The sequence below is a fragment of the Bowmanella denitrificans genome (assembly GCF_002887595.1).
In the GTDB taxonomy this organism is placed as follows: domain Bacteria; phylum Pseudomonadota; class Gammaproteobacteria; order Enterobacterales; family Alteromonadaceae; genus Bowmanella; species Bowmanella denitrificans.
Genome location: NZ_PEBU01000002.1, coordinates 189,732 through 207,528, shown reverse-complemented (window position 1 = coordinate 207,528; position 17,797 = coordinate 189,732). Strand labels below are relative to the sequence as shown.

Annotated in this window: 14 protein-coding genes; all 14 read right to left on the bottom strand. The window is 48.5% G+C overall.

Annotated features, from left to right (window positions below; all coding sequences use genetic code 11):
• Positions 1-76: 76 nt before the first annotated feature.
• The 14 genes from CSR04_RS04465 to CSR04_RS04395 all read right to left on the bottom strand — a co-directional run bounded on the left by CSR04_RS04465 (position 77) and on the right by CSR04_RS04395 (position 17,694).
• Positions 77-829 (bottom strand): hypothetical protein, encoded by a 753-nt coding sequence (locus CSR04_RS04465; protein WP_102795056.1) that lies wholly within the window; start codon positions 827-829, stop codon positions 77-79.
• Positions 830-878: 49 nt separating this feature from the next.
• Positions 879-1,739, bottom strand: coding sequence for a trypsin-like serine protease (locus tag CSR04_RS04460; RefSeq protein ID WP_102795055.1), 861 nt, complete (start codon positions 1,737-1,739; stop codon positions 879-881).
• A 25-nt stretch (positions 1,740-1,764) separates the two neighbouring features.
• On the bottom strand, positions 1,765-2,391 hold the full coding sequence (locus tag CSR04_RS04455; protein WP_102795054.1) for a LysE family translocator: 627 nt from the start codon (positions 2,389-2,391) through the stop codon (positions 1,765-1,767).
• 201 nt (positions 2,392-2,592) lie between these two features.
• Entirely contained in the window at positions 2,593-3,468 is an 876-nt protein-coding gene (locus CSR04_RS04450) for a hypothetical protein (protein WP_146027098.1), read from the bottom strand.
• Between the two features lie 67 nt (positions 3,469-3,535).
• Positions 3,536-4,381 (bottom strand): S1 family peptidase, encoded by an 846-nt coding sequence (locus CSR04_RS04445; RefSeq protein WP_102795484.1) that lies wholly within the window; start codon positions 4,379-4,381, stop codon positions 3,536-3,538.
• Positions 4,382-5,012: 631 nt separating this feature from the next.
• The gene (locus tag CSR04_RS04440) at positions 5,013-6,362 is read right to left on the bottom strand and encodes a serine hydrolase domain-containing protein (RefSeq protein WP_102795052.1); all 1,350 of its coding nucleotides are present in this window, start codon (positions 6,360-6,362) and stop codon (positions 5,013-5,015) included.
• Positions 6,363-7,576: 1,214 nt separating this feature from the next.
• Entirely contained in the window at positions 7,577-7,978 is a 402-nt protein-coding gene (locus CSR04_RS04430) for a hypothetical protein (protein ID WP_146027097.1), read from the bottom strand.
• Positions 7,979-8,067: 89 nt separating this feature from the next.
• Complete coding sequence (locus tag CSR04_RS04425) at positions 8,068-8,532, bottom strand: DUF695 domain-containing protein (RefSeq protein ID WP_102795049.1); 465 nt, start codon at positions 8,530-8,532, stop codon at positions 8,068-8,070.
• 100 nt (positions 8,533-8,632) lie between these two features.
• Positions 8,633-8,815 (bottom strand): NADAR family protein, encoded by a 183-nt coding sequence (locus tag CSR04_RS25175; protein WP_245921361.1) that lies wholly within the window; start codon positions 8,813-8,815, stop codon positions 8,633-8,635.
• A gap of 334 nt (positions 8,816-9,149) precedes the next feature.
• Positions 9,150-9,590: a hypothetical protein gene (locus tag CSR04_RS04415; protein ID WP_102795048.1), complete on the bottom strand. Its 441-nt coding sequence runs from the start codon at positions 9,588-9,590 to the stop codon at positions 9,150-9,152.
• Between the two features lie 1,516 nt (positions 9,591-11,106).
• Positions 11,107-11,979, bottom strand: a complete 873-nt coding sequence (sucD, locus tag CSR04_RS04410; protein ID WP_102795047.1) for a succinate--CoA ligase subunit alpha — start codon at positions 11,977-11,979, stop codon at positions 11,107-11,109.
• Complete coding sequence (sucC, locus tag CSR04_RS04405) at positions 11,976-13,145, bottom strand: ADP-forming succinate--CoA ligase subunit beta (RefSeq protein WP_102795046.1); 1,170 nt, start codon at positions 13,143-13,145, stop codon at positions 11,976-11,978. The genes sucD and sucC overlap by 4 nt, the downstream gene beginning before the upstream one ends.
• Before the next feature lie 229 nt (positions 13,146-13,374).
• The gene (odhB, locus tag CSR04_RS04400; protein ID WP_102795045.1) at positions 13,375-14,865 is read right to left on the bottom strand and encodes a 2-oxoglutarate dehydrogenase complex dihydrolipoyllysine-residue succinyltransferase; all 1,491 of its coding nucleotides are present in this window, start codon (positions 14,863-14,865) and stop codon (positions 13,375-13,377) included.
• Positions 14,866-14,874: 9 nt separating this feature from the next.
• The gene (locus CSR04_RS04395) at positions 14,875-17,694 is read right to left on the bottom strand and encodes a 2-oxoglutarate dehydrogenase E1 component (RefSeq protein ID WP_102795044.1); all 2,820 of its coding nucleotides are present in this window, start codon (positions 17,692-17,694) and stop codon (positions 14,875-14,877) included.
• Positions 17,695-17,797 lie beyond the last annotated feature (103 nt).

The window sequence follows — 17,797 nt, the reverse complement described above, 5'->3', positions numbered from 1 at the left end:
GTGAGAAAGCCACACAGCTTGCTGTGTGGCTTTTTTGTATCAGGCCAGGCTGTAAAATGCCAAAGCGATTGTGAGCTTATTTGTCTGGCGAGCTTTGCCCTTCCAAACCTTTTTGCGCCCAGTTTCTGGCATGCTTAATCGGGCCGCGTATGCCCCTGTCCGGGTTGTCTGGCCGGTCATCCTGAATGCGTGGATGTTGTTCCAGTTGCTCAAGTACCAGCAGGACACGCTTGAGATCTGCGGTGTTAACCGCCGGGCGAATGCCGTCACGTACCGAGGCGATCAGAGTGAAATGCAGCGCGCTGGTTAAGGTCCACACCGTGTTTAAGCGAACACCGCAAAGGTTCTTGTCGGCCGCCAGTGACGCCAGACAATCTAGCAGTTGTGGCACAAATTGGGTGGGCCGCCGCTCCTTAAACATCACGGCGGCAGCGTAGAGCTGCTCCGGGCCGGAGCTGAGCAACAGGCCATCGGTGATCTGTTCCAGATTTTCCAGACCTTTCGCATAAGCTTTGAGTCGCTCGCGGGTTTCAGCCAGAGCACTGACCGGCGCATTGGGGTCAAACCCTTGCAGAATTTCCGCAAATACCTGGCGTTCCTGCTCCAGAGCGGTTTCCAGCCCACGGATTTCCTGCTTCTGCTCCGACACTTCCTGGCGCAGTTGTTCAAGTTCAACCTCAAAGTCACCAAACTTTAGTCGGTTTACCCGCTTCAGGAGATCCGGGCGAAACAGCACGGAAAGCACAATCAGCAGTGCGGCAATTTCCCACAGTGATACGTTTTCAACAAAGAGTTTTAGATAGTCAAAACTCGTGGGTGGATGTGCCATTGTCTGTTTTCCTTGGTTATTATTGTTTGCGCGCTTTAATTTGCCGTTGTTACGGGGCAGCTTGCCAGGTTGTGCTTGGCTTAAGGCCGATATCTGCACAAACGTCAGGTAGCATTGATGTAGTCAGCCCACCTGGCAAGCTAGTTAATGCGGGGGTTGCCAACTGTGCCTGCACAGTTTCCTCACCACTTGTGATTTTTTCAATCCAGGGTTTAAAAAAAGACACGCGGGAATACACTTCAACAACACCATACCGGCCCAATCCACCGCTTTCGAACCTGGAACTGATACCAAGTACATATGGCTTACCCTGATGAATCTGGTAGGCCGGACCACCGCTATCGCCACCACCGGAAACGCCTTCCAGGGGCAAAGCGGCAGCGCCGCTGTCGAACTTGAATTTTAGCCATGGTCCGCTGGCTTGCTCGACCTTATTCTGGGCTTTTCGCAGTATTCCGGCGTTTGCAAAATTATCCACTACTTGGCCTTTCAGGCCATCCCCGGTACCACCTATGCCCATAAACCAGATCTGCTTACCCTGTTCATCGGTTTGCTCATAAAGCCTTGCAGGCTCTATGTCATTCACTGGCTTAGCAAGTTTTATCAAGGCGATATCGTGGCTTTTGCCTGGTTGATAATCCTTATGTACAAACACTCGCTCAACTCTGTGATAGCCATTGGTTAGGGCTATATAACTGCCGGGATTAACACAGAATGTGGCATGCGCAGCGGTCACCACCCAGTCAGGTTTAACCAAGGTACCGTGAGCGCCGTCAATGTAGAAGGTAGCCAAAGGCGGGAAGTCGTCTGGTTCAGCAAGATAGGCCTTATCGGGCACATCATGGCGTACCACTATTGCTGATACCGATACACTGAAGACCACCAATACAACAGATAGAACTTTGCCCATCACTGTCCCTTGTAATATTTCCCGCCTATTTACCGGCCCCACTGATAAGTAACTTTAAACTTGCAGCGCCAAAAAACACCGCAAACACGCTTTCAAAGACCCGTTTGGATTTGAGGTAGATGCGTCTTACACCTGAATAGGAAAAAAGCACGGCATAGCCCAGAAATATCAGCGAACTTAGCGCGCCAACAACCAGGATGACCGACAGCAATGCCAACGGGCTGGCAGTTGGCGGCACCCCGATTGAATACAAGGCAGCGAAAAACAAAATAGCCTTGGGATTGGTTAAATGAATAAGCAAACCACTTAAGTAACAGCCCTTGGCTGTCATGGCTTGGTTGGCAGGCAGAGTAAGTGGAGCGGTGGAAAAGGCGCTACGCAGCGATTTCACCGCCAGATACAACAAGTAAAGCGCCCCGCAATATCTGAACACTTCAAAAAGCCAGACATTGGTGTGCAGTATGGCCGCCAGCCCAAAGGCGGCAGAGGTTGACCAAAACAATGAACCACTCAGCACTCCAAATGCCAGACAAACACCCGCACGGCGCCCCTGCTTCATCGAAGCTCCCGCTATCGCCAGGGTGGCCGGTCCCGGACTGGCTATTGCCGCCAGCGCCGATATCACAATTAATAAATAATTAATTTCTTCCATATGTTCCGATGTTCCCTATGAGGTGTTAGCGCTGCCTCCCCTGACTATACAAAAAATACTTAAGCCAGCCACGGGACAGAAAATGCAAGGCTCTCAACAATCCACTTTGAATCACTAACGCTAAATATCACTTCCCACATAGCACTTTACACTACCAAAGATATGGCTTCCCCTAAAACAAGCAGCCCGGTTACATTTCAGCTACCTCAAGCTGTTGCGACATTCAACTTCAGTCTGTTGAATGAATTCACGCCACGCTGCTGAATACTTCCAGGTACCGACCACTTGGGCTTGGTCTGATGCCTCAGCTATACCGTCAGGTAAACCAGGTAGTTCCCGATTTGGCCCTAGGTGACTGAAAAAATCCTGCTCATACCAGAGTTGAATTTCCCGCAGGTCATCAAGGGCCGTTGCCCGTTCATAAGATGTTGCATCAGCACACGCGGTAATAAACTCATAATATCTGCGGCTACGCTCAACATCCCATCGACGCAGGAGGAAATAAGCGTCGTCACAGCCAGATGGAAAGTATCTTCTCGCCAGTCCATTGATTGTTGTAATTTTGTCGTTAGAAAGAACCGCTTCGAGCTCAACTGTTCGAAATACGCTATCGCCAAACGCGCCCTCAGCAATGACTTCAATACAACCCGTCACAGCAGCAGCAAAACGGCAGGAAAGCCTATCCCACAAGGCTCGGGCTACCACACTAAGCGGATCATTTTGCGGGTAGTTTAGCTGTAAGTCGTGCAAAAACCGTCCGCCTTGCGTATCCTCCAGGCTAAATGCCAGCCCAAGTCCGCGAAACACATCAACTTCAAGACAAGCAAGCTTATCCCACCACATCGGGCCGTTAGGATCAGTCTCGTTGATTGGGACACTTGTCGGAACATCTTTGCCAGACCATAAAAGCGCTTTGTTATGCGGTGAGGATACATCCAGCAGTGAAATGGTATGTTGCAAGCTCGCTATCTGCTGATCAGTCAATTGCGGCCCTGGTGTAGCGGCACGCAAACGCGCTTGTTCAAGACGAGACTTCCAGGTCAGGCCAAAATCGCGTCGAACCTTTGCTTTTTGCACATTGGCCTCTCAATAAAAATCTATTGGTAGATAAAAATTGTTTTCTAGAAATCGAAAGAGCCTGTGATTACCTTACCTCAATGGAAGAACATAAATCATTCATTTTTTCCGGTTTCATACCATCATGCAGAAAAGGGCTTTGGGTTGAAATTTTTTTCCTAATTAAGTCACTATCCGCTGAAATGACATCTTGTATCCAGCTTTTATATGATGAAACACGAGTATAAAGCTCTGTAACGCCGTATTCTCCTACACCATAAAACCATGAGTCGGTGCGTGAACTGATACCGAGTAATTCATATTTATCTCCGTTTTTTTTATAGGCAGGGCCGCCACTATCACCATTACCTGAAACGCCTTCCAGTGCTTCTGCGGCAGAGCCTTCCTCAAATTTAAACACTATATCCGTATCTGTTGTTCTAACGACCTTATTTTGAGCTTTTCTTAACTTCCCATTATTTTCTTTATAGCCAACTGTCTGCCCTTTAGTACCAGTTCCTGTGCCGCCGATACCTATAAACCAAACGACAGCACCTTTTTCGTCGTTGTTGTTATACATTTCTGCAGGTTCAATTTCTTTAATACTGGATTCAAGTTTAATTAAAGCTATGTCGTGTTCACCTCCCAAGTGATATTCAGGGTGACTATACCGATTAGAAACAGATACTATTTCTTCACCAACTTTAATTTTTTGCCCGGGGTTCATGCAAAAAACAGCATGGGCCGCGGTGACAACCCATTGAGGGTGAATCAATGTACCGTGAACCCCGATATTATATAAGGTTGCTAAGGGAGGGAAGTCAGATGGAACAGCGGAATATTTTTCATCGGAAACATCATGCCGAATGACTATTGCATTAGCTAAGGATGTAAAAAGCCCTATTGATAAAAATAAAAATTGCGAGAACTTCATATGATCTTCTGTCTGAGTTGCGCTAAAAAATAATATGGACTCCCTTATTTCCGGAGTTTTTCCAAACCTAATTGGAAACTGTTGGGGAGAACTGCCCATGTCAGGTTTTAACTATTCCTATGGCATTGTTTAGCCAAATTCGGTTTTAGTATCCACGGCGAAGTGCACCATGGCAAGGTTTGAATAACATGACCTCCTTCTCTTTTATTACACACCCTCCATGGAGTACCATTCGAGCGTCCTGTCTGTTGTTCACTATTATTCCCATCATCACCACGAAGAACACAAAGTACACGAAGGACACGAAGGACACGAAGGACACGAAGGACACGAAGGACAATAGAGATTGTTGATTCTTGGTGCTCTTCTGATCTTCGTGGTGAAAAAATCACTACTCGATAAAACCGGATATGGGGTTTGCCGTCAGATTCGTAAAAATAGACTTATAATTCCGGGCAAGGTCACCCGAAACACATATTCCACTCAATCAACTCCCAGCAAACTGCCCCCCTTTTAGCCGCGCGCTGAACTAACCGGGAATTTTTAAGCGGAGGGCACAAAGCGGCTCGGGTCGCTTAGGGGCAAAGCTTTGGCTCAGTTGACCCCTTTATTGATGTTTCAACAATACAGCCTACTGGATCCGGTTCATCACGACTTCCACCTTTTCTTGCTTAAAGATCAATGACTGGCCATCGTCTTTGAAGGTAAAGGTAATAGCAGGTGAGTAAGACTGATCAAACAGAAAATCGGTGCCACCGGTATAAAGCAAAGGCTCCTCAAATTCGCCACCAATCACCAATATCAGTTGATCATCTTTTACTTTAAACTCGGCAATATGTTCGGGATCTGTCGCTTCTTGAAATCGGCCGGTAAACTTGTTTAACAAAGCCTGTGAGGCTTTCTCATCCATACTGAAATAAGCGTAATAAATATCTTTGACAATATCCGGTAGCTCGCTAAAACTGCCATTTTCCAATATCGCGAGCGTCATACCCTGTTCAGGAATATGTAAAACCACAGAGTGAAATTCATCAACATGACCACGGTGGCCGTAACTGACTTTGCCGCCATAAGTTAATTTTTGGACTCCCAAGCCAAAGCTATAATTAATCGCCAGCATCTTATCTAAGGTGCTGGCCTTTAAAATATTACCGGCAAATAGCGCATCAAACAATTTAGCTAAATCCAAAGTCGTCGATATCACCCCACCGGCACCAAGCATCACCGAACCATCTGCTTCTATGGCTTTCTCATAGCCATTTTCATTTATGTAGGAGTATGCCTCCCCTTTTTCAACATCAATTTTCTGTCCGTAGTATGTGTCTTTTAGCCCTAATGGTGTTGCTATTTTCTCGCTAATCAGTTGCGCATAGGTTGCTTGATAAAGTCTCTCTAAAATAAAGGTAAGCAGAATATAATTAGAGTTGCTATAACGCTCTTGTGTGCCTGGTTCAAATTCACTATCAAAGTTGCTAATTAGTGAGACCAACTCTTGCTTTGAAACTCCGCTATACATCATCGTTTGCATAGCAGGTATACTGTTGTAGTTTTTTACACCGCTGCTGTGATTTAACAACATCGCTATGGTAATTTTATTGGCATTTGCAATTTCCGGATAAAACAAATCTAGTGTTTGATCCAGTGTTAGCTTGCCTTCCTCATATGCCATAAGTATTAGCAGGGCAGTAAAGGATTTGGTTATCGAACCAATTCGATAACGTGTTTCAGGTGTTGATAGCGTGTTGTTCTCAACGTTACTATAGCCTGATGCATAGCTGTAAACCGGCTTTCCAGACTGATAAATTGCCACGCTACCCATAAAATGCTGAGAGTCTTTATATCGGTTTAGCACATTGTCTAGCGCGCTCTTTTCAAGCTTTGGCGCAGCGGGGCTATTTACACCTTGAGTTGCTGTTGTCGGCGCTTGCGTACAGCTGCTAATAAACATGGTGAAGCACAATGCTGCAAACAGTTTGCTCATTAATGGTCCCTAATTAAAGACATTAAAATCAAAGACTTCAGACTCTACAAAAGATCACTGTTATGCAACTTATAGGTTGTAACAAAGTGTCTTTGCATATGAATTCCCCCTCCCCCGGAGTTTGGCCACGCTTCACTGGTAACCATTGAGGATACCGTCCATGTCTGTTTTAAAACTGCTTCTTTGGTTTGGATTAAGCTAATCCGAATTTCAGTATCTATGGTGAAGACAGCCGAGGGTATACAGGAATTTCTTAACGTTCATGTTGGATATAATGCCGAGCGCAGAGAGTGTTAATGCGGGTATCCAAACTAAAAGTGCCAACCTTTGTAGTATGACGCCTATAGGATTGAACCACTTTGATTGGTAGACGTACGGTGGTTGGATTGCATCCATGTAGCGAGGAAATTTACCTTTAAATTCTTCTTTTACAAACAGTGGCATCAACATCGGAGCAAACACACCGCAAAAGCATAAAAAAAGAATCAATAAAGTGCCTAAAATAATTTCAACTGTATCCATACTTACCTGAAAACAAAACGAATGAAATGGACTCCCCTATTTCCGGAGTTTTGCCAAACTTAAGTGACAACTATTGGGGAGAACTGTCCATGTCAGGATTTAACTATAACTATGGCATTGATTAACCAAATTGCGGTTTTAGTATCCATGGCGAAGACCGCTATGGCAAGGTCTTGAATGCATGACCTCCTTGTCCTTTATGACACGCAATCCCTTGCGCGCCAGTCACTTTTACAACAGACATCCTGCCTGTTGCCTTTCAGGCCAGCTAAAGCTGTTCAATCTGGTTCCAGATCAGATTGTCTTTACAGAGCAAATCAAAGTAACCAAAAGACAAAATCTTAGGGAAAGATTTTGGACAGCTTTACGCTGGTCCGAAGGAAAAGCTACAGGGAGGTAGCTTTCAAACAAGCCCGCTGGATTCCCAACAACGTCAGTCCAGGGCACTACTAAAAGGCGGTGTGAAAAAGTTTTGATTTACGGCTTCCTGCCTTCAATCAAAAGTCCACTTCGGGCATCCTCTGCCCTCTCGATAGCATCTGAATTTGCTGCGCGCTCTCGCAGATTCCGGGCGATGCCATCCCAGACGCGTCTTCCACTCAATTTTCTCCCAGCAAATTGCCCACCTTTTAAGCAGCGCCCTGAACCGACCGGGAATTTTTTAGCGGGGGTTGAACGCTTTGTTAAGCGTTTTACTCCGGTGACCATTCATACTCTTGTGCGTTACTTAATGGCACAAACGAAGCAAACCCCGAAATTTGATAAATAGCGCGTTGCTCGGTCGCCTTGGCATAAACATAAAATGCACTTTTTGGCGCCTGGAATGTGCGGGAACAACTGCTGCTAAGTTTATTTATGATAGTAACTTTTCCGCTGACATTACCTTTATAGGATTTGATGACGGTAAACGTTGCTACTTGCTCCATTGCCTCTTCGTCTATCTCTTCAGAATCCAGGCTGCCAAAAAAAACTATATTTGATTCCTCAAGGAATCTTTCATGCTCCATAGTAACTCGCTTAAATGGGCTGATAGGACAAGATTCACTAGCCAGCGAGAAAGCCAAGAGCAATGACGTTAGCACTAACTTCACCATACGCTTAACGCCGTAATTTGGGGCTGGCTTGGAGCGCAGCGTAAAGCCAGTCCAAAGCGTGTTTTTCAGCGCGTAATAACATTACCTGGTTAAGCTTTTTGCCACTGAAAATAACCAACCCATTTAGGATCATTTTCGCCGTAACACTGTACTTCATAGTTTGGATATTTTTCGATTGCTTGTTTATGTGCATTTTCTATACCCGAAGCATTTTGGATATAAAAGACAAACTCTTTGAATGTGCCAGTAGTTATAGCCAATACTTGAATGGAAGGGCCAGTTAGCAAAACCAAACTTGTAATTCCATCCTCAATTTCCGCAAATTTCTCATTCTCTTCTGGGTCTGGCATACCATCGGGATTCGGATTTTTTAAAGGAATTGCAAACCCGACACGAATATTTAAATCTGGATGCTTTGCCCACTCCTTAGCCGATTCATTCAACCGGATTATAATGGGCCCAGTTTCTCCAGAGGCTTCCAATACTGACCATGAATGATCATCAGAATTTAAATCTTCAATTGATTTTTGGTTTTTCTTTTTAAATGGCCACATTCTCGATTCCTTAAAAGCTTAACGCTTTGCTTTGCGGCGCGCGTTAGCGCGTCCGGTGGACGCCACGCTTTTTGTGGCCGTAACGAATAACAACAACTTGTTATATGTCATCGCGAACCCTAGCCAAAATCCTTCCTAGTTTATTTTTGCCAGTCCCATCTTGACCGCAACCCCAGTAATAATCACCCGGCGCATTCTCAACGATGTCTTGAGCTCCTGTGGACTTAAGTAACTCGGCGAGCTTAGGATGGGTTTGGAATTTTTTCAGGACTGCTTCATACATAATGTTATCCTAACCTGTTCCCAATCAGTTCTTATGGCTACTTTCCGGCTCCTGCCAAGTTCAGCAGCAATTTTAGAGGTATGGGCTGTTCTGATTTTTTTCTCGGTATTCTTTATCTTCAAATTTTTGAGCCTGAAAGTAGTGTTCTACAGTAGGCCACCAAACCCCGTCCATCTCAACACCGAACTTTGAGAAGTTACTGAATTCGCCAAACTCATCTGTCTTTGTATAGAAAAAGATCGTCATGCGGACCTATGAAATATAACGCCCGCCACAAACGCGAGCAACGTGTAGCGAGTCGAGCGCCCAAAGGGCGTGTTTTTGATGGCACTTGTTAGGCATTTCGCCATTGCCGTGCGTTACGATCAAAAGCATTAAGAAATGCACCAAAAGCCACAAAAACCATTATGATAGCAACGTAAGTATGCCAACTTTGCATTTCCCCTAAGCTGGCCCACACTCCTGCGACAACCAGTAGAAAAATTCCTAGTGCTAGATCCGGCCACGAGATAAATACTGCCGGTCTAGATGAGTCATTGGCATATTGCTGCGCAAGCAACCCAAGCACATATTGCTCTGCCTGCTTTGTAGTTTCATGGCCTTCACCAAACGCTACTTTCAACTTCTCCAGAATCTCTAGATCCGACTTGATCTTGTCTCGTAGCGCAACCGACCGATTCTGGTACGTCCAAGAAAATATTGCCCATGCAAGACTAAGCATCGTGGCCGCGAATGCTAGATGCTCCTTCGACAGATTGAGAGAATAATCTGACATAGGATTGTGTCTCCTTGAAATGCCTAATAGTTTAGCGTTTTATCTGTCATGTCGTCCGTGACAGATAAACGTCTGTTGGACGGTCTGATAGATCTTGTTCTTGGTCCGGTTGATGCTAATGGAAATTGTATTCTAATGGAATGCTTTGTTTTTACACGATTTGTCACTACCGCCAGTGCAACTGAACAACAATATCAATGCCTGATACATCAACTGTTGTATCCCCCTAAGCGGCCCGAGCCGCTTTGACTCCCGCTAAAAAATTCCCAGTCGGTTCAGGGGGCTGCTAAAAGGCGGGCAATTTGCTGGGAGAAAATTGAGTGGAAGACGCGTCTGGGATGGCATCGCCCGGAATCTGCGAGAGCGCGCAGCAAATTCAGATGCTATCGAGAGGGCAGAGGATGCCCGAAGTGGACTTTTGATTGAAGGCAGGAAGCCGTAAATCAAAACTTTTTCACACCGCCTTTTAGTAGTGCCCTGGACTGACGTAGTTGGGAATCCAGCGGGCGCGCTTTCTTTGCGTCTCGTTTATTTACCGCGCAGTAAAGAAATGGGACTGGCACGCCACGGACGACGTGTCATATAAGACAAGGACGTCAGGTATCCAAGCCTTTCACAGGTGACTATCGCTCTACCACGAAGATCAGAAGAATACTGTTACCAACAATGCAAAACTGATCCACTCCAACAATTGAAATCTGATCCACTTGTTTTCACTATGACTCCTTTTCAGGGGGCGCTTTGACCCCCGCTAAAAAATTCCCGGTCGGTCGAACTACAAAAAGAAGCACAAACCAACCTTCGGCCGATTTAGGAATACCTCTCGCGGTGACGCAGGGACCGCAGAGAAAGGCTCGCCGAGGTATTTAGTGTTTTTAATGCCTCTGAGTTCTCAGCGGCTCTGCGAGAAAAGTTTCCTGTTGGTGAAACTATTTAGATTGAACAGCTTCACCTGGCGCGCCACGAACGGCGTTTCATATATGACAGGGGCGTAAGGTATCCAAGCCTTTCACAGGTGACTATCGCTCTACCACGAAGATCAGAAGAACACGAAGAGTGGGCGATCTCCATCGCCCTTCGTTTTAATAAAATGGACGACCACCAACTACACGAAAAGACACAAGCCAACCTTCGGCCGATGTTGGAATACCTCTCACGGTGACGCAGAGGGCGCAGAGAAAAGCTCGCCGAGGTATTTAGTGCTTTTAATGCCTCTGGGTTCTCAGCGGCTCTGCGAGAAAAGTTTCCTGTTGGTGAAACTTTTAGATTGAACAGCGTCAGTTGACCCGCAGCCCAACAAAACGATAATAACCACAGAGGCACAAAGAACACAGAGTTAAAAGCCTCAAAAAGCCCTGCTCCGTGCCCTCTGTGCCTCTGTGGTTTTCCATTAATGCTATTAAAATCTCAGCGCTCACAGCGCCGCAGCGGTAAAAAACAAAAAAACCCGCCGAAGCGGGTTTTTGACTTTTAGCTTGAAGCTCGCATCTAGCGGCCCGAAGCGCGTAACTGCTGTTTACCAGCCAGTACGCTCGCGCAGCGCTTTACCGATATCGGCCAAAGAACGCACGGTAGTCACACCAGCGTCTTGCAGGGCTTTGAATTTCTCATCCGCCGTGCCTTTACCACCAGAGATGATGGCACCGGCGTGGCCCATACGCTTGCCTGGAGGTGCAGTGACACCGGCAATGTAGGAAACCACTGGCTTAGTGACGTTTTCTTTGATGAATGCCGCCGCTTCTTCTTCAGCCGTGCCGCCGATTTCACCGATCATGATGATGGCTTCGGTTTGCGGATCTTCCTGGAACAACTTCAGGATATCGATGAAGTTAGAACCTGGGATAGGGTCACCACCAATGCCCACACAAGTGGACTGGCCGAAGCCTTCATCAGTGGTTTGTTTAACCGCTTCATAGGTCAGCGTACCTGAACGGGATACGATACCCACTTTACCCGGCTTGTGAATGTGACCAGGCATGATACCAATCTTACACTCTCCAGGGGTGATCACACCTGGGCAGTTTGGACCGATCATACGTACACCTTTCTGCGTGATGTACTCCTTCACAAACAGCATATCGATAGTGGGGATACCTTCGGTGATACACACAATCAGCTCAATACCGGCATCTGCCGCTTCAACGATAGAGTCTTTACAGAAAGGCGCAGGTACGTAGATAACAGACGCCGTGGCGCCAGTGGCAGCAACCGCTTCTTTAACGGTATCAAATACCGGCAGACCCAGGTGCGTAGTACCGCCTTTACCAGGCGTAACACCGCCCACCATTTGCGTACCATAGGCAATGGCTTGCTCAGAGTGGAATGTGCCCTGACCGCCAGTAAAGCCTTGGCAGATGACTTTAGTGTCTTTGTTAATCAAAACGCTCATTTTGCACCCCCGGCTGCGGCTACCACTTTTTGCGCTGCATCAGTCAGGCTGGCAGCAGCAATGATGTTCAGTTCACATTCTTCCAGTTTCTTGGCGCCCAGCTCGGCGTTGTTGCCTTCCAGACGCACAACAACAGGTACGTTTACGCCGACTTCTTCCACGGCACCGATGATACCTTCGGCAATCATGTCACAACGAACGATACCGCCGAAGATGTTCACCAGCACGGCTTGTACGTTGCTGTCAGACAGGATGATCTTGAATGCTTCGGTGACGCGCTCTTTGGTGGCGCCGCCGCCCACATCCAGGAAGTTCGCGGGTGCGCCGCCGTGCAGCTTAACGATGTCCATGGTACCCATGGCCAGACCTGCACCGTTCACCATACAACCGATGTTACCGTCCAGTGCAACGTAGTTCAGCTCCCACTTGGCAGCTTGCGCTTCACGGGCATCTTCCTGAGATGGATCGTGCATGTCGCGCAGTTTAGGCTGACGGTACATGGCGTTGGAGTCGATCACCACTTTGGCATCCAGACAGTGCAGGTTGCCGTCAGTCTTGATAACCAGCGGGTTAACTTCGAGCAGCGCAATGTCCAGGTCAACGAACATCTTGGCCAGACCCAGGAAGATATTGGTGAATTGCTTGATCTGTACGCCTTGCAGGCCCAGTTTGAAGGCAATTTCACGGGCCTGGAACGGCTGTGCGCCTACCAGTGGATCGATTTCGGCCTTGAGAATTTTCTCAGGGGTTTCTTCGGCCACTTTCTCGATTTCCACACCGCCCTCGGTAGAAGCCATAAACACGATACGACGGGTAGCACGGTCAACTACCGCACCTAAATACAGCTCCTGTTCGATATCGGTACAAGACTCAACCAGGATCTTGTTTACCGGCTGACCATGCTCGTCAGTCTGGTATGTCACCAGGTTCTTACCTAACCAGTTTTGGGCGAAGTTACGGATTTCGTCTTTGGTCTTAACCAGCTTTACACCACCGGCCTTGCCGCGGCCACCGGCGTGGACCTGACACTTGACCACCCACTCGGAGCCGCCAATGCGCTCGGCAGCTTCTACTGCTGCCTGTGGGGTGTCGGCAGCATACCCTTCAGATACGGGTAAGCCATACTCGGCAAATAGCTGTTTGCCCTGATATTCATGCAAGTTCATGGTGTTCTTTCCGTTTTTTGAGAAAAAACTGCTTTTGCAGTACGAATTCGCCGGAACCTGAGTTCCGACCGCTTATCCGGCAATCAGCTTGCCGGAGGCATTTGCGGCAAAGCCCCTGCAACGGGACACTGCCAAAAGGACTGAGTCACCCCAATCCACGTTCCAGAAGCGCCAAGGTGAGGACGCCTCGCGGCCCCCTCACCTCTTATACTTCAAACCTGACTGGCGCTTACACGTCCAGTAACAGGCGTGTCGGGTCTTCCAACAGTTCCTTCACAGTCACCAGGAAGCCAACAGACTCTTTGCCATCAATGATACGGTGATCATAAGACAGGGCCAGGTACATCATTGGCAGGATTTCCACCTTGCCATCTACCGCCATAGGACGGTCCTGGATTTTGTGCATGCCCAGAATCGCGCTTTGCGGTGGATTGATAATCGGCGTAGACATCAGTGAACCAAACACACCACCGTTGGTGATGGTGAAGTTACCACCTTGCAGGTCGGCCATAGACAGCTTACCGTCACGACCTTTCAGAGCCAGATCTTTAATACCTTTTTCCACATCCGCCACAGACAGTTGATCGCAGTCGCGCAGTACCGGCGTAACCAGACCACGTGGGGTAGACACAGCAATGCTGATATCAAAATAGTTGTGGTAGCAGATATCGTCACCGTCAATAGAGGCATTCACCTCAGGGAAACGTTTCAGAGCTTCGGTTACGGCTTTTACATAGAAAGACATAAAGCCCAGACGAATACCGTGACGCTTCTCGAACACGTCCTGATATTGCTTACGCAAGTCCATAATCGGCTTCATGTTGACTTCGTTGAACGTCGTCAGCATGGCCGTGGAGTTTTTCGCTTCCAGCAGGCGATTCGCAATAGTCTTACGCAGACGGGTCATAGGTACACGTTTTTCGGTGCGCTCACCCAAAGGAGCGGCGGCAGGTGCTTCGGCACTTTGCGCTTTTGCAGCAGGCGCATCGCCAGCTTTCAGGAATTGCTCAACATCTTCTTTGGTGATACGACCATTTTTACCCGTACCTTTTATCTTGGCGGCGTCCACACCTTTTTCGGCCAGCAGACGACGTACAGACGGGCTTAATGCGTCATTGTCATCTTCGGCTTCTGCTTTGGCTTCTTCGGCCTTAGCCGGGGCCGCGGCGGCACCAGCCACAAACTTGGCAATCACCTGCTCAGCGGTCACGGTGTCACCTTCCTGGGCCAGGATTTCGCTCAGAGAGCCATCAGCCGGGGCAACGACTTCAAGCACAACTTTGTCAGTCTCGATATCAACCAGGTTTTGATCGCGTGATACCGCTTCACCTGGCTGCACATGCCAGGTCGCAATGGTGGCATCGGCCACCGACTCTGGCAGTACGGGTACTTTTATTTCCACAGATTCACCTTTGGCACTTTCACTGGAGGAGGTTTTTTGTTGTTTGCTGTCATCACCGGCTGGTTTTGCGGCAGCCTTACCACCTTCCTCCAGCTTGGCAATAACCTGTTCCGCCAATACCGTGCTGCCTTCTTCCTCAAGAATGTCAGCCAACACGCCATCGGCCGGGGCCACGACTTCGAGTACGACTTTATCAGTCTCAATATCCACCAGGTTCTGGTCGCGAGATACCTTATCGCCGGGCTTAACGTGCCAGGTAGCGATAGTGGCGTCTGCCACAGACTCGGGCAATACCGGTACTTTAATTTCAATGCTCATACGGGTCCCTTATTTAATCGATAATGCGTCATCAACCAGGGCTTTTTGCTGCTGGTTGTGTACAGAAACATAGCCCACGGCGGGCGAAGCAGATGCAGCGCGGCCAGCATAGCTCAGCTTGGCGCCATCTGGAATGGCTTGCCAGAAATGGTGCTGACTGCAATACCAGGCACCCTGGTTTTGCGGCTCTTCCTGACACCATACCCAATCCTGCACATGACTGTATGGCTTGAGTACTTCAGCCAGTTCATCATGGGGGAACGGATACAACTGTTCAATGCGCACAATGGCCACGTCGGTTTGTTCACTCTTACGACGCTGATCCAGCAAGTCGAAATACACCTTACCGGAACACAACACCACACGCTTAACATTGGCCGGGTTAATGTCATCAATCTCGCCAATTACGTTTTTAAAGGTGCCATCGGCCAACTCTTCCAGACTGGATGTGGCCAGCGGATGACGCAGCAAGGATTTAGGTGACATGACGATAAGCGGTTTACGCATAGGGCGTACCACCTGTCGGCGCAGCATATTAAATACCTGCGCCGGGGTTGAAGGCACACACACCTGCCAGTTGTGGTCAGCACAGAGTTGCAGGAAGCGCTCCAGACGGGCTGAGCTGTGCTCAGGTCCCTGTCCTTCATAGCCATGCGGCAGCAGCAGGGTCAGGCCACACAGACGCCCCCACTTGGCTTCACCTGAACTTAAAAACTGGTCAATCACCACCTGCGCACCGTTGGCGAAATCACCAAACTGTGCTTCCCAGATATTCAGACAGCCCGGCTCAGCAGTGGAATAACCATATTCAAAGGCCATGGCCGCTTCTTCTGACAATACCGAGTCATAAATTTCAATCGGGCCCTGACTTTCGCCCACATGCTCAAGGGGCATATAGGTAGAGCCATCGCCTTGACTATGCAAAACCGCATGACGATGGAAAAAAGTGCCACGGCCGGAATCCTGACCTGTCATACGAATACGGGTACCGGCTTCGACAATACTGGCATAGGCAAGTAGCTCGGCAAACCCCCAATCCAGTGGTTTGTCACCGGCAATCATGGCCTTACGATCTTCATACAGCTTGTTGACCCGGCTTTGCAGCTTAACGCTATCCGGATAGCTGCACAGCTTATCACCCAGTTCGCGTAGCTTATCCACGGTCAGGCTGCCATCGTAGGGCACGGTCCAGTCATGACCAAGATAAGTGGACCAATCCACTGAATGTTCGGTCATAGGGCGCCATTCTTCCACCACACAGGCACCGTGATCCAATGCCGCGCGATAGTCACTGATCAGTTTTTCCACTTCGTGGCTCTGAATCGCACCTTCAGCGGTCAGTTGGTCGGCATAAATTTCACGCGGTACCGGATGCTTTCTAATTTTCTGGTACATCAACGGCTGCGTTACCATCGGCTCGTCGGCTTCGTTGTGTCCATGACGACGATAACAGACCAGGTCAATCACCACATCACGCTTAAAGGTATTGCGGTAATCCATGGCAAGCTTGGTAACAAACACCACGGCTTCCGGATCATCGGAATTCACATGGAATATTGGTGCCTGCACCATTTTGGCGATATCGGTACAGTACTGGGTGGAGCGGGTATCTTCGGTTTTAGAGGTAGTGAAACCCACCTGGTTGTTGATCACGATACGTACCGTACCACCCACCTTAAAGCCGCGGGTCTGCGACATATTAAAGGTTTCCTGCACTACCCCCTGACCAGCAATGGCCGAGTCACCATGAATGGTCACCGGTACCACCGAGGAACCGTCTTTACAGCCACGGCGATCTAAACGCGCCCTGACCGAGCCCATCACCACCGGGTTGACGATTTCCAGATGCGACGGGTTAAATGCCAGCGCCAGGTGCACATTGCCACCGGGGGTGGCGAAATCAGATGAATACCCAGCATGGTATTTTACGTCACCGGCGCCGAGTGACTCGTCATGCTTACCGGCAAACTCGTCAAACAGCACAGAAGGGTTTTTACCCAGTACGTTAACCAGTACATTCAAACGACCACGGTGCGCCATACCAATGACCACTTCCTTGGCACCGTTGCTACCAGCGTGGGTGATCAGTTGCTTGAGCATGGGGATCAGCGCATCGCCACCTTCCAGCGAGAAGCGCTTGGCACCGGGGAATTTGGAGCCCAGGTATTTTTCCATACCATCTGCTGCCACCAGGCCTTTCAGAATATTAACCTTGGTGTCACGGTCAAATTCAGGCTTGGCCTGCACCGATTCAAAACGCTGTTGAATCCAACGCTTTTGTTCGGTGTTGGTAATGTGCATATATTCTGCACCAATGCTGCCGCAATAGGTGCGATTAAGGGACTTGAACAACTCGCCAAGCGGCATGCTGTCCTGACCGATAGCATAAGAACCCACTTTGTAAGTGGTCTCAAAATCCGCTTCAGACAACTCGTGATGAGACAATTCCAAATCGCGCACCCGTTCCTGTTGCCACAGGCCGAGAGGATCCAGATTAGCATGTTGATGGCCACGGAAACGGAAGGCATTGATAAGTTGCAATACTCTGACTTGTTTCTCGTCACCGCCACTGGCAGCCGATACGGCCTTGGCGACACGCCCCATCGGGCCTAGCTTGGCAAGATGGCGAAACTGGTCGCGGATCTGGCTGTGTTTGGCTTCCAGCTCAACGCCGTTTACCTTGGGCAGTTGGTCAAAAATCGCGCGCCACTCTTCCGATACGCTTTGCGCATCGTCAAGATATGCTTCGTATATCTCTTCTACGTAAGCAGCGTTTCCACCAGCCATGTGGGAAGATTCCCACCATGCTTTCATCACGCTTTCTAGCATTTTTGTCCCTTAATCAAAAAGACCGGAATTAAATTACAACACTGGCACCCTTGTGCCAGCCAAAGGTCCGTCACTACTGACGGCGGTACAGTTTGCGACAAAC